The 12,677-nt window shown below is 69.6% G+C and carries 14 protein-coding genes; 7 read left to right on the top strand and 7 right to left on the bottom strand.

Features of this window, described 5'->3' with window-relative positions; genetic code table 11:
- The first annotated feature begins 22 nt into the window (after positions 1-22).
- Both ABB33_RS02925 and ABB33_RS02920 read left to right on the top strand, forming a co-directional pair.
- Positions 23-508, top strand: coding sequence for a YajQ family cyclic di-GMP-binding protein (locus ABB33_RS02925; protein ID WP_056931078.1), 486 nt, complete (start codon positions 23-25; stop codon positions 506-508).
- An 81-nt stretch (positions 509-589) separates the two neighbouring features.
- A complete protein-coding gene (locus ABB33_RS02920) occupies positions 590-1,138 on the top strand; it encodes a DUF1415 domain-containing protein (protein WP_054661936.1) in 549 nt (182 codons plus the stop codon).
- Positions 1,139-1,214: 76 nt separating this feature from the next.
- Here the strand turns inward: ABB33_RS02920 and ABB33_RS02915 are convergent, their stop codons facing one another.
- The 4 genes from ABB33_RS02915 to ABB33_RS02900 all read right to left on the bottom strand — a co-directional run bounded on the left by ABB33_RS02915 (position 1,215) and on the right by ABB33_RS02900 (position 5,764).
- Positions 1,215-1,922: an HAD family hydrolase gene (locus tag ABB33_RS02915; RefSeq protein WP_056931077.1), complete on the bottom strand. Its 708-nt coding sequence runs from the start codon at positions 1,920-1,922 to the stop codon at positions 1,215-1,217.
- Positions 1,919-2,626 carry a pseudouridine synthase gene (locus ABB33_RS02910; protein WP_056931076.1) on the bottom strand — a complete coding sequence of 236 codons (708 nt, stop codon included), beginning with the start codon at positions 2,624-2,626 and terminating at the stop codon, positions 1,919-1,921. Before ABB33_RS02910 ends, ABB33_RS02915 begins: the two co-directional genes overlap by 4 nt.
- Positions 2,623-3,678 (bottom strand): methyltransferase, encoded by a 1,056-nt coding sequence (locus tag ABB33_RS02905; protein WP_056931075.1) that lies wholly within the window; start codon positions 3,676-3,678, stop codon positions 2,623-2,625. Before ABB33_RS02905 ends, ABB33_RS02910 begins: the two co-directional genes overlap by 4 nt.
- A 76-nt stretch (positions 3,679-3,754) precedes the next feature.
- The gene (locus tag ABB33_RS02900) at positions 3,755-5,764 is read right to left on the bottom strand and encodes a hybrid sensor histidine kinase/response regulator (RefSeq protein ID WP_056931074.1); all 2,010 of its coding nucleotides are present in this window, start codon (positions 5,762-5,764) and stop codon (positions 3,755-3,757) included.
- Between the two features lie 184 nt (positions 5,765-5,948).
- Here ABB33_RS02900 and ABB33_RS02895 point away from each other — a divergent pair, with 184 nt between their 5' ends.
- Positions 5,949-6,518 (top strand): DUF3016 domain-containing protein, encoded by a 570-nt coding sequence (locus ABB33_RS02895; RefSeq protein WP_054661920.1) that lies wholly within the window; start codon positions 5,949-5,951, stop codon positions 6,516-6,518.
- A gap of 63 nt (positions 6,519-6,581) precedes the next feature.
- Here the strand turns inward: ABB33_RS02895 and alr are convergent, their stop codons facing one another.
- Positions 6,582-7,658, bottom strand: coding sequence for an alanine racemase (gene alr, locus ABB33_RS02890; RefSeq protein ID WP_056931073.1), 1,077 nt, complete (start codon positions 7,656-7,658; stop codon positions 6,582-6,584).
- Entirely contained in the window at positions 7,658-8,926 is a 1,269-nt protein-coding gene (locus tag ABB33_RS02885; protein ID WP_054661914.1) for a D-amino acid dehydrogenase, read from the bottom strand. The genes alr and ABB33_RS02885 overlap by 1 nt, the downstream gene beginning before the upstream one ends.
- 199 nt (positions 8,927-9,125) lie before the next feature.
- On the opposite strand from ABB33_RS02885, the gene ABB33_RS02880 reads away from it, so the two are divergent.
- On the top strand, positions 9,126-9,605 hold the full coding sequence (locus ABB33_RS02880) for a winged helix-turn-helix transcriptional regulator (protein ID WP_054661911.1): 480 nt from the start codon (positions 9,126-9,128) through the stop codon (positions 9,603-9,605).
- Positions 9,606-9,766: 161 nt separating this feature from the next.
- Here ABB33_RS02880 and ABB33_RS02875 read toward each other — a convergent pair whose 3' ends face one another.
- Positions 9,767-10,144: a classical arabinogalactan protein 4 gene (locus ABB33_RS02875; RefSeq protein WP_152984940.1), complete on the bottom strand. Its 378-nt coding sequence runs from the start codon at positions 10,142-10,144 to the stop codon at positions 9,767-9,769.
- A gap of 125 nt (positions 10,145-10,269) precedes the next feature.
- Here ABB33_RS02875 and msrB point away from each other — a divergent pair, with 125 nt between their 5' ends.
- The 3 genes from msrB (at position 10,270) to motB (ending at position 12,631) form a co-directional block, all read left to right on the top strand.
- Positions 10,270-10,737 carry a peptide-methionine (R)-S-oxide reductase MsrB gene (msrB, locus tag ABB33_RS02870; RefSeq protein ID WP_054661905.1) on the top strand — a complete coding sequence of 156 codons (468 nt, stop codon included), beginning with the start codon at positions 10,270-10,272 and terminating at the stop codon, positions 10,735-10,737.
- 73 nt (positions 10,738-10,810) lie between these two features.
- On the top strand, positions 10,811-11,665 hold the full coding sequence (gene motA, locus ABB33_RS02865; protein ID WP_054661902.1) for a flagellar motor stator protein MotA: 855 nt from the start codon (positions 10,811-10,813) through the stop codon (positions 11,663-11,665).
- A 3-nt stretch (positions 11,666-11,668) separates the two neighbouring features.
- Complete coding sequence (gene motB, locus ABB33_RS02860) at positions 11,669-12,631, top strand: flagellar motor protein MotB (protein WP_056931071.1); 963 nt, start codon at positions 11,669-11,671, stop codon at positions 12,629-12,631.
- Positions 12,632-12,677 lie beyond the last annotated feature (46 nt).

Genomic DNA, 12,677 nt, shown 5'->3' with positions numbered 1-12,677 from the left:
TTTTTCCGCCAGGAGCTTCCCCATGCCTTCCTTCGACGTCGTGTCCGAAGTCGACAAGCACGAACTTACCAACGCCATCGACCAGGCCAACCGCGAGCTGTCCACGCGCTTCGATTTCAAGGGCGTGGACGCGAAGTTCGAGCAGGACGGCGACACGCTGATCAAGCTGGCCGCGCCCAGCGACTTCCAGCTCAAGCAGATGGCCGACATCCTCAAGCAGCGCCTGGCCGCGCGCGGCATCGACTTCCGCTGCATGGAGTTCGGCGACATCGAGACCAACCTCGGTGGCGCGCGCCAGCAGGTCACCGTCAAGCAGGGCATCGAGCAGAAGCTGGCCAAGCAGATCGCGGCGAAGATCAAGGAGTCCAAGATCAAGGTCGACACCCAGATCAACGGCGACAAGCTGCGCGTGAACGGCAAGAAGCGCGACGACCTGCAGGAGACGATCGCGCTGCTGAAGAAGAGCGAGTTCGAGCAGCCGCTGCAGTTCGACAACTTCCGCGACTGAGTGCCGCCGCCGGTCCACGCGCCCGGCGCGATGCCCGCCACGCCCCCTAGAATGGCTGCCCCCCGTTTGCCGCCCGATGCCATGAACGAGACCGCCCACGACCCGATCGCCGACACCCGCCGCTGGCTGGAGAAGGCCGTGATCGGGCTGAACCTGTGCCCCTTCGCCAAGGCGGTATACGTCAAGGAGCAGGTGCGCTTCGTGCTCAGCGACGCCACCACGCCCGAGGCGCTGCTGGAACAGCTGGCCGAGGAACTGCTGCTGCTGCGCGATACGCCGGCCGAGCAGACCGATACCACGCTGATCGTGCACCCGCAGGTGCTCACCGATTTCCTCGACTACAACGACTTCCTGGACAACGCCGACGCGGCGGTGGAAGCGCTGGACCTGCAGGGCGTGCTGCAGGTGGCAAGCTTCCACCCGCAGTACCAGTTCGCCGGTACCGCGCCGGACGATGCCAGCAATTACACCAACCGCGCGCCGTGGCCGACCCTGCACCTGCTGCGCGAGGACAGCGTGGAACGCGCGGTGGCCGCGTTCCCGGACCCGGACGTGATCGTCGAGCGCAACATCGCCACGCTGGACAAGCTGGGCGTGGAAGGCTGGAACAGGTTGCTGGCCGGGGAGTGATGCCGCCCCGCTGGCCGGTGCCTCAGCCAGTCCCCAGCGCGCCGGCATGACCGGCGCAGCCGCGCCCCCCCGCCGCCTACCCGGCCGCGTGTTGCCCGGCGACGGGCGCCCCGAGCAGCGGCAGCAGCAACCCGCGCACATCGTGCAGCGAGCCGGCGATGGCATGGCCCAGCGCGCGCACGTCCGCGTCCGGCTGCAGCAGGTCCGGCACCTGGATCACGGTCATGCCGGCAGCCAGCGCGGCGCGCACCCCGGTGGGCGAATCCTCCAGCGCCAGACAGTGGCGTGGCTCGACCCCGAGACGAGCCGCGGCCAGCAGGTAGATGTCCGGTGCCGGCTTGGGATGGGCGACGTCGCTGCTGGTCGCCACGTGTTCGAAATAACGCAGCAGCCCGGCACTTTCGAGCTTGCGCAGCGCCAGCGGGCGCCGCGTGGACGTCGCCACCGCACGCGGCACGCCATGCGCGACCAGCGTGTCGAGCAGGTCGATGATGCCGGGACGGTGCGGCACACCGGCCGCCACCAGGCGCTCGTAGCGCGCGTACGAATCCTGCAGCAGGGCATCGACCGCGTCGGCCCCGACCTGCTCGGCGATGCGCTGGCGGGTGAGCGCGTCGCTGGAGCCGATCAGCGAGAGCAGGAACGCCTCGGGCAGCACATGCCCGGCCTCGGTGCCAGCCTGCGCCAGGCAGCCCAGCAGCGCGCGCTCGCTGTCCAGCATCAGCCCGTCCATGTCGAAGATCACCGCCTGCGGTGGCGTCGCCAGTTCCACCAGCAGGGTCATGGCCGGTCCCCGAACAGGACCTGCAGGTCGTCCGCCGACAGCAGCCGCCACTGCCCTTCGGCCAGGTCATCGAGCGCCAGCCCGCCGATACGGCTGCGGTGCAGGGCATCGACGTGGTTGCCGACCGCCGCGAACATGCGCCGCACCTGGTGGTAGCGGCCCTCGTGCAGGGTGAGCCGCGCGTGGCGCGGGCCGAGCACCTCCAGTTCGGCTGGCAGCAGCGGTTTGTCGTCCGATTCCAGCAACAGCGTGCCGCTGGCGAAGCATGCCGCCTCGTCGCCGCGCAGGTCCTGGGCCAGCCGCGCCTCGTAGACCTTGTCCAGCTTCGACTTCGGCGACACGATCCGGTGCAGCAGGCCGCCGTCGTCGGTCATCAACAACAGTCCGCTGGTGTCGCGGTCCAGGCGCCCGACGGTGGACAGCAGCGGCGAGCGGTCGCGGAAGCGCGACGGCAGCAGGTCGTAGACCAGCCGCCCCTGGTCCTTGGTCGAGCAGGTGTAGCCGGCCGGCTTGTGCAGCACCAGGGTCAATCCCGGCGGTGGGTCCAGCGGCTCGCCATCGACACGGATGGCGTCGTGCCCGACCTTGTCGTCGGCGTACAGCACCTGCCCGTCGGCATCGGTGACGCGGCCCTCGCGGAACAGCCACTGCACCTGCTTGCGGCTGCCGTAGCCGAGGTTGGCGATGTGCTTGACCAGCTTCATGCGCGGCCCCCGCGGGTACCGACGATGACCTTGAAGCCATCGCGCTCGGCTGCCACGTGCACCTGCCCGAAACTGTCGTTGAGGATCTGTTCGTAGGGCAGGTGCCGGTTGGCGACCATGAACAGGCACCCGCCCGGGCGCAGCGCCTGCGCGGCCACGGCGATGAAGCGCTGGCCGATGTCCGGCCGGTCCTCGCGCGCGGGGGTATGGAACGGCGGGTTGGAGACGATGAAATCGTAGCGGCCGTCGATGCCGGCGGTGACGTCGTGCCAGCGGAAATCCAGCTGCGCGCGGCTGCCGGCCAGGTTGTGGCGGGCCAGTGCCAGCGCCCGCGACTCGGCCTCGTACAGGTCCAGCGCGGTCACCTTGGGGCAACGCGCCAGCACTTCGGCTGACAGATAGCCCCAGCCGGCACCGAGATCGGCGCCACGCCCGGCCAGATCCGGCGGCAACTGCTCGACCAGCAGCGCCGAGGCGCGATCGATGCGGTCCCAGGCGAACACGCCCGGACGGCTGAGGAAGCGCCCGTCCATGATCGGCCGCGGCGCATCCAGCGCCGCCCAGCGCGCGCACAGGGCTTCGTCGTGGTGGCCATCGAGCGGCGCGCTCCAGTACACGCGGCAGTGGTTCTTGGTCAGCTTGCCGCCAAGGCCGGCCAGCAGCTGCAGGTCGCTTTCGCCGGAGCGCGCGCCCTCGTTGTTGGACTGGCAGGCCAGCAACACGCCGCCCGGCGCCACCCGCTCCAGCGCACGCGCCAACAGTGCGCGGGCTTCTTCGCGCTGGCGCGGCGGCAGTACCAGCACCAGCGGGTAGCGCGCATCCGCTGCGTCCAGCCCGGCTTCTTCGCGCACCTCCCAGCCGCCACGCTCCAGCGCCTGCGCAAACGGGCGGAAACTCTGCACGCACACCAGTTGACCGGGCGCGGCGTGCTCGCGCAGTGGCCAGCCCTCGCGCGCGCGCAGGAACAGCACCGGTCCCTGCGGCCATGGCAACGCGCCATTGGCGAACGGGAGGAACAGGGTCTGCAGCGGGGCGTCTTGAGCGGCGGCCATCGCGGATATCCAGCGGAACGTAGCTGGTCATTCTAGCGGCCCGCCCGCACTGGGACCGGTCGTGCACGAAGGGGGTTCAGCGGCGAGTACAGGCCTCGCGGATCGCGCCGACCAGCTGCGCCACGCTGTAGGGCTTGGCGACATGCATCTGGAATCCGGCCGCCAGCGCGCGGCGGCGGTCGTCGCCGCGCGCCAGTGCGGTCACCGCGACCGCCGGCAGTTCCACCGCGGAGATGCCCATGGTCTCGCGCAGCGTGCGTACCAGTCCGTAGCCGTCCATGCCGGGCATGCCGACGTCGCTGACCAGCACGTCGAAGGCGGCATGGCCGCGCAGGTCGAGCAGGCCCAGCGCCTCGGCGGCGGACGTCGCGGCCACCACGCTGGCGCCCTGCTCCTCCAGCACCCGCCGCAGATAGGCCAGCACCTCCGGCTGGTCCTCCACCGCGAGGATGCGGGTCCCGGCCAGGGCATGGCCAGCCACCACCTGCTCGCCGTTCGCGACCCGTTGCACGGTGCGCCGCGGCCGTCCGGCATTCTCCACGCGATACACCGGCAGGCGCACGCTGAAGGTGGCCCCCTGGCCGGCGCCCGCGCTCTGCGCGCACACCGATCCGCCATGCAGTTCGGTCAACTGCCGGGCGATGGCCAGCCCCAGCCCCAACCCGCCATGGCGGCGGGTGGTGGTGGTATCGGCCTGGCTGAAGCGGCTGAACAACTGCGCCAGGAACTCCGGCGCGATGCCGTCGCCGTTGTCGCGCACGTCCACCGCGTAATGCCCGTCCTCCTGCCGCAGCACGACCTCGATCCGGCCCTCGACCGGGGTGAACTTGATGGCGTTGGCCAACAGGTTCCACAGCACCTGCTGCAGCCGCGTGGCGTCGCCCAGCACCGGGCACGGCGCCTGCGGCACGTCGACCAGCAGGGTCTGCGCCTTGTCCCGTGCAGCCAGCTCCTGCAGGCGCGCCGCTTCGCGCACCTGCTCTGCCAGGTCGAGCACTTCGACCTCCAGCTGCACCTTGCCCAGCAACATGCTGCTCAGGTCGAGCATGTCCGACATCAGCCGCTTCTGCGCCATGGCGCTGCTGGCGATCACCTCCACCCCGCGGCGCATGGGGTGGTCGGCCTCCATGCGCTGCAGCAGCAGCTCGCTCCAGCCCAGGATGGTGGTGAGCGGGGTGCGCAGTTCGTGCGACAAGGTGGCAAGGAATTCGTCCTTCACCCGTGCCATGCCTTCGGCCGCGTTGCGCGCGGCGCGCTCGGCCCCCAGCAGTTCTTCGCGCGCCATCTCGACCTCGCGGCGCTCGGTGATGTCCGGGCTGTTGCCGGCCAGGCCGATGAAGCGGCCATCGGCCGAGAAACGCGGCACGGCGTTCATCTCCAGCCACCGCCATTGGCCATCATGGCGGCGCAGGCGCGCGTTCAGGTGCATGTCGCGCTCGTTGGACAGGGCGTCCTCCAGCGCGTATTCGAAGACCTTCAGGTCTTCCGGGTGCAGCAGCCCTTCCCACCAGCGCGGCCCGAAGCGATGGTCCGCCTCCAGCCCGAAGAAGGTGCCGAAGGCATTGTTGACGAAGCGCACGTGGCCCAGGTCGTCCAGCACCCAGACAGGCATCGGCAGGCCGTCGGCCAGCGCGCTGAAGCGCGCCTCGCTTTCGGCCAGTTCGGTCTCGATCTGCTTGCGCCGCGAGATGTCCACGAACAGCACCGCGATGCGCCGGGTCCCCGCCGGGCCGAGCCGGACCGCCTCGACCGAGTACCAGCGGCCGAGTTGCGGCAGGTGGCGCTCGAACTGCGCGGGCACGCCATCGTGGACCACCCGGCCGAACACCCGGAACCAGTACTCGTCCAGCCCCGGCAGCACCTCGGTGGCGCGACGCCCGGCCACCCCGCTCAGGCCGGTGATGCGCTCGAATGCCGCATTCACCTTGCAGTGCAGGAAGTCCACCGCGCGGGCTTCGTCGAACAGCACCTCGATCACGCAGAACCCGGTGCCGACGGCCTCGAACACATCCTGGTAAAGCGAGGCGTCGTCCAGCCCCCCCGCGGCCGGCGGCGGGACGAATGGTTCCAGTTCGGGCGGATGCATGCTCAAGGCGGGTGGTCAGGTCCTCGCGGCCGTGCCGCAACGGGGAAAAGTCTGGGCGCGCAACTATCCACGGCATGTGATGATGAACCGTCCACAACCCGCGGCCAACCGCCGGGCGGCTGGCGATTGCCCGGGGCGGTGATCGCCCCCACACTGCGTGAAGACCCGTTTCCGGAGGTTCGTCATGAAAACCCCGACCGTTGCCGCCCTGGTGCTGGCCTGTCTGCTCGCGGCGGGTGCCGCCGATGCCCGGCCCGCCAGTGTCACCGACCCGCAGGCGCCGCGCGCCCTGGCCGTGGAAGGCCCGGTGCAGGTGCAGTGGAACGATCCGTCCGGGTTCACCGAACTGCGCCAGAGCCGCAACCGCTGGGATGCCGAGCGCGGTGACTGGGTAGTGGACCTGGCCGAGTACCTGCGCAAGCAGGCGTCCAGCAAGTTGCCCGAAGGGCAGCAGATGACCGTCACCATCACCGACATCAAGCGCGCCGGCGATTACGAGCCCTGGCAGGGCCCGCGCCTGGACGACGTGCGCATCATGCGCAACATCTACCCGCCGCGGATCAACCTGCAGTTCACCGTCACCGACGCCCAGGGCCAGGTGATCGACCAGGGCGAGCGCAAGCTGGTGGACAACGCCTACCTGTACGGCGCCACGCGCCTGTCCGACACCGATCCGCTGCGCTACGAGAAGCGCCTGCTCGATGACTGGCTGCGCCGCGAACTGCGCGAGGACCGCCCCACCGCCGGGCTCTGACCGCCGCCAGGCACTGTCTCGCATCACGGAAAGGGCCGCACACGCGGCCCTTTCCTGTTGCCGCTACTGCGACAGGTAGATGCGCGGGGTGCGCTTGAGGCTGCAGGGCAACCGGTAGGCGCTGGTGTTGCAGCGCGGCGCCAGCTCGGAAATCGTCGGCGAGGTTCCCCACAGCTGCACGATGCTGCCCAGCCCCGCCTGCGGGTGGTCGGTCAGGTCGATGGTGAGCATGTCCATCGACACCCGCCCGATCAACTGGCCCGGCACGCCATCGATCTGAACCGGAGTGCCGTTGGGCGCGAACTGCGGATAGCCGTCGGCGTAGCCCATGGCCACCACGCCCACGCGCGTGGGCCGTTGCGCGACGAAGCGCGCGCCATAGCCCAGCGGTTCGCCGACACCGATCTCGCGCACCGCGATCACCCGCGACTGCAGGGTCATCACCGGGCGCAGCCGCGCCGCATGCGCGCTCGGCTGCGGGTACAGCGGGTCGGCGCCGTACAGCATCAGGCCCGGGCGCACCCAGTCGCTGCGCACCTGCGGCCAGCCCAGCAGCGCCGGCGAGTTGCACAGGCTGGTCTCGCCCGGCAGGCCGTCGATGGCGCGGTTGAAGGTCTGCAGCTGTTCCAGCGTACGCGGGCTGTCCAGCTCGTCGGCGCGCGCCATGTGGCTCATCAGCACCATCGGCGCGATGTGCGGCAGCGCCGACAGCCGCGCGTGCGCGGCGCGGAATTCATCCACCGACAGCCCCAGCCGGTGCATGCCGCTGTCCAGCTTCAGCCAGACCTGCAGTCTGGCATCGGTGCTGAACGCCGCCAGCGCCTCGACCTGCCACGGCGAGGCTGCCGCGGTCCACAGGTCGTGCTCGACGATCAGCGCCAGTTCGGCGGCGTCGAAAAAGCCCTCAAGCAACACCACCGGCTTGCGGATGCCGGCCTGGCGCAGTTCCAGCGCCTCCTCGATGCAGGCCACGCCAAAGCCGTCGGCCTCGGCCTCCAGCGCGCGCGCGCAGGCGACCGCGCCGTGGCCGTAGGCGTCGGCCTTGATCACCGCCAGTGCCTTGCCGCCACCCAGCTGGCGCGCCATGCGGTAATTGCCGCGCAGTGCCTCCAGGTCGATCAGGGCCTGTGCCGGGCGCATCAGCCTGCCCTCTGGCCGCCGTAGCGGAAGATATCCAGGCCTTCGCTGCTGATCTGCGGCGCCCTGCCGTCCATCAGGTCGGCCAGGTAACGCCCGGAACCGGCGGCCATGGTCCAGCCCAGCGTGCCGTGGCCGGTATTGAGGAACAGGTTGCGGTACGGCGTGGCGCCCACCACCGGGGTGCCGTCGGGCGTGGCCGGGCGCAGGCCGGTCCAGAACTCGGCGCGCGACAGGTCGCCGCCATGCGGGTAGAGGTCACGCACGACCTTTTCCAGGGTGGCACGGCGGCGCGGATCCAGCGACAGGTCGAAGCCGGCCACCTCGGCCATGCCACCGACCCGGATGCGGTCCTCGAAACGGGTGACCGCCACCTTGTAGCTCTCGTCCAGGATGGTCGAGGTCGGCGCCATCGCCGCGTCGGTGATCGGCAGGGTCAGCGAATAGCCCTTGAGCGGGTACACCGGCAGGCGCATGCCCAGCGGCGCAAGCAGCTGCGGCGAATAACTGCCCAGTGCGACCACGTAATGGTCGGCGGTCTCGAGCCTGCCGCCGATGCGCACGCCGGTGATGCGGTCGCCGTCGCGCTGCAGCCCCGCCACGTCCTGGTCGAAGCGGAACTCCACGCCCGCCGCGGCCGCCAGCGCGGCCAGCTTGCGGGTGAACAGCTGGCAGTCGCCGGTCTGGTCCTCGGGCAGGCGCAACGCGCCGACCAGGGTATCGGCCTTGCCGGCCAGCGCCGGTTCCACGCGGACGATGCCCTGGCGGTCCAGCACCTCGTAGGGCACGCCGTACTGGCGCAGCACTTCGATGTCCTGGGCGGCGGCATCCAGCTGCTGCTGGGTGCGGAACAGCTGGGTGGTGCCGAGCTGGCGGCCCTCGTAGTCGATGCCGGTGGCCGCGCGCAGCTCGTTGATGCAGTCGCGGCTGTAGTCGGACATGCGCACCATGCGCGCCTTGTTGATCGCGTAGCGGCCGGCGGTGCAGTTGCGCAGCATCTGCCACAGCCAGCGGTACTGGGCGATGTCGGCAGTGGGGCGGATCGCCAGCGGGGCATGTTCCTGGAACAGCCACTTGACCGCCTTCAGCGGCACCCCGGGGGCGGCCCACGGCGAGGTGTAGCCGAAGGAGAGCTGGCCGGCGTTGGCAAAGCTGGTTTCCAGTGCCGGGCCGGGCTGCCGGTCCAGCACCGTCACCTCGTGGCCCGCCTGTCGCAGGTACCAGGCACTGGTCGTGCCGATCACACCACTGCCGAGTATCAGAACCCGCATCGTCGTCTCCTGGGAACCTGCACGCGCCCGGCGCAGGCGCGGCGGGAATGGCGGCAGGCCCTGACCCTGTCAATTCCCTGCGCCGAATCGGGCAGGGGCCATGAACGGCGCAGTATATTCAGCCCATACCAGTGTTTTTTCCTGTATTGAAGGATAAAACAGGGTAATTTCCCGTTTCCTTCACACAAAGCAGAGCGCCATGGCCGCCCGTAGCCGCGAGCTGGACAAGATCGACCGCCGGATCCTGCGCATCCTGCAGGCCGAAGGCCGCATTTCCTTCACCGAGCTCGGCGAGCGGGTGGGCCTGTCCACCACTCCCTGCACCGAACGCGTGCGCCGGCTCGAGCGCGAGGGCGTGATCACCGGCTACTACGCGCGGCTGGACCCGCAGTACGTGAAGGCCGGGCTGCTGGTGTTCGTGGAGATTTCGCTGGCCTACAAGTCGGGCGACATCTTCGAGGAATTCCGCCGTGCCGCGCTGAAGCTGCCCAACGTGCTGGAATGCCATCTGGTTTCGGGCGACTTCGACTACCTGCTCAAGGCACGCATCAACGAAATGGCCTCCTACCGCAAGCTGCTCGGCAGCACCCTGCTGACCCTGCCGCACGTGCGCGAATCCAAGAGCTACATCGTGATGGAGGAAGTAAAGGAAACGCTCAGCCTGCCCATCGTCGACTGAGCCTGCGACGGCAACACGAGGCGCCAGGCCCGCCATTTCCGCGACCCGCAACGCGGCCGCCCGGCTCCGGCGCGGCGTGCGCCCGGCAATGGGCAAGCAGGCGCCCTGGCGCGACCGTTCCGGCCGCCGCATGCGCACCGCGCGGCACACGTTGCCGGCACTCAGCGCACGATGCGCACGCCGTCGCCGCTGGGCACGGTGTCGTGGTAGCGCCCGGTACGGGTGTCCATCACCCGCCCGGGACCGGCCGGACGCATGCCGTTGAGCCGTCGCCCCTGCTGGTCGTACACCGGCACCGCGGCCGTCTGCGGCCTGGCCGCCGGTTTCGGCCTGGCGGCCGCGTTGGCCGGACTCGACTGTTCCAGCTGCTCGCGCAGGCGCGCGTTGTCGGCCGCCTGGCCGGAGGCGTCGCTGGCCGGCCTCGAGGGCGGCGGCAGGCTCACCGGCCGGGTTTCGGTCGGTGCCGGCGCGGGCTTGAGCTGGGCCATGGCCGGGGTGGCCGCCAGCATCGCAATCGACAGCAGGGCAATCCGTCTCATCGGGTACTCCCACAGGTCCATGTCCGGCGATGATGCACCTTGGCCGCTGCAGGCGGGCTAACCGCGGCGGTTGGAGCGGCGCCGGCCGCCCCCTACCATGAGGCTCCCCCCATGGAGGCGCGGCCATGACCGCTTTCGACCTGACTCCCCCCGACGACGCCCAGCGCGGCGCCCTGGTCGCCGGCCTGGACGACGCCGAACGGCGCGTCCTGCTGCACCACGGCACCGAGGCGCCGTTCTGCGGCGTGTTCCTGGACAACAAGCGCGAAGGCACCTACTGCTGCCGGCTGTGTGGCCTGCCACTGTTCCGCTCCAGTACCAAGTTCGACTCCGGCACCGGCTGGCCGAGCTTCTTCGCCCCGTTCGACCCGGCCCATGTCGGCCGCATCCGCGATACCAGCCACGGGATGGTGCGCACGGAAATCGTCTGCGCCCGCTGCGGCAGCCATCTGGGCCACGTGTTCCCGGACGGCCCGCCGCCGACCTTCGAAAGGCACTGCCTGAACTCGGTTTCGCTGTCCTTCGTCGGCCGCGGCGAGCGCTGGCCGGACCCGTTGCGGCGTGGCGGGGCCGAAGCGACACCCGCCGACTGAGTTCACATTTTCCCCCTTCAGATCCGGCCGGTGCGGCCGACAACGGGATATCCCCTCCCGTGTCCCGCGCCCCATGCTCATCATCGTCGGTCTGCTTGTCGTCATCATCAGCGTGCTCGGCGGCTATGTCGGCGCGCACGGAAAGCTCGGCGCGCTGTGGCAGCCTTACGAGCTGGTGATCATCGGCGGCGCTGCGCTGGGCGCGTTCCTGGTCGGCACCCCGGCCAAGACGGTCAAGAAGACCCTGCAGGCCGTGGTCGGCGTGTTCAAGGGGCCGCGCTACAAGCAGCAGGACTACCTGGACGTACTGAGCCTGCTGTACGAACTGCTCAACAAGGCGCGCCGCGAGGGCTTCATGTCGCTCGAGGAGCATGTCGAGAACGCCGCAGAGAGCCCGATCTTCGCCAATTACCCGAAGATCCAGGCCGATCACCACCTGATCGACTTCATCACCGACTGCCTGCGGCTGATGATCGGCTCCAACATCGAGCCGCACGAGCTGGAGCCGCTGCTGGAGCTGGAGCTGGAAAAGCACCACCACGAAGCCATGGAACCGGCGCACGTGCTGACCAAGGTGGCCGACGGCCTGCCGGGGTTCGGCATCGTCGCGGCGGTGCTGGGCATCGTCATCACCATGGGTTCGATCGGCGGCGACATCAAGGAAGTCGGCGCGCACGTGGCCGGTGCCCTGGTCGGCACCTTCCTCGGCATCCTGCTCGGCTATGGCTTCATCGGTCCGGTCGCGGCCGCGGTGGAGGCCCGCGCCGAACAGGACTCGCGCATCTACGAATCGGTCAAGACCGCGCTGCTGGCCTGCCTGCGTGGCTACAACCCGAAGATCGCGCTGGAGTTCGCGCGCAAGACCGTGCCGTCGGCACTGCGCCCGGGCTTCACCGAGTTCGAGCAGCACCTGAAGTCGGTCAAGTAAGCCATGGCCAGCAACGATGCCAAGCCCACGGTGATCGTGCGGCGCGTGAAGAAGATCCAGGGCGGAGGCCACCACGGCGGTTCGTGGAAGGTGGCCTACGCCGACTTCGTCACCGCGATGATGGCGTTCTTCCTGGTGATGTGGCTGCTCGCCTCCACCAGCAAGCCCGAACGCGCGGCCATTTCCGAATACTTCCGCAACCCGAGCCCGTTGAGCGGCACCAGCAGCACCCCGGCACCGGGCATGGCCGGTCCCGGCGGTGCCAGCACGTCGATGATCAAGCTCGGCGGTGCCACCGACATCTCCCGCGGAAACAGCAACGACCCGTTCCAGAACCAGCGCGAGTCGATCCCCACGCCGGTGGAGGAACGCGAGCGCGAGAAGAAGCAGCTCGAGGTGCTGAAGCAGGAGCTGGAGGAAGCCATCGGCAAGAGCCAGGCGCTGGAGCCGTTCAAGGACCAGCTGCTGCTGGACATCACCTCCGAAGGGCTGCGCATCCAGATCGTGGACAAGCAGAACCGGCCGATGTTCGACATGGGCAGCGCCAAGCTGATGCCGTACACGCGCGAGATCCTGCGCGAGCTGTCGCACTTCATCAACCAGGTACCCAACCACATCAGCATCAGCGGCCACACCGACATCACCGCCTATTCCACGCAGCTGGGCTACAGCAACTGGGAGCTGAGCGCGGACCGTGCCAACGCCGCGCGCCGCGCCCTGCTGGAAGGCGGCATGGGCGAGGACAAGGTGGCGCGGGTGGTCGGGCTGTCGTCGTCGGTGCTGTTCGACAAGACCGACCCGCAGAACCCGATCAACCGCCGCATCAGCATCGTGGTGATGACCAAGGAAGCCGAGGCCGCCGCACTGTCGGCGATCGCGGCGCTGCCGGCCCCGGCCCCGGCCGTCGCCGCGCCCGCTCCCGGCAATGGCGATGCCGGCGCGGCGCCAGGCCCCGGCGTCGACTGAACGGCCGCGCCACGGCGCCGGTTCGGCATCCACAGCAGCGGCCGCC

Origin of the sequence: Stenotrophomonas acidaminiphila (genome assembly GCF_001431595.1) — a bacterium.
Classification (GTDB): Bacteria; Pseudomonadota; Gammaproteobacteria; order Xanthomonadales; family Xanthomonadaceae; genus Stenotrophomonas; species Stenotrophomonas acidaminiphila.
This window is presented reverse-complemented; position numbering and strand designations above follow the sequence as displayed.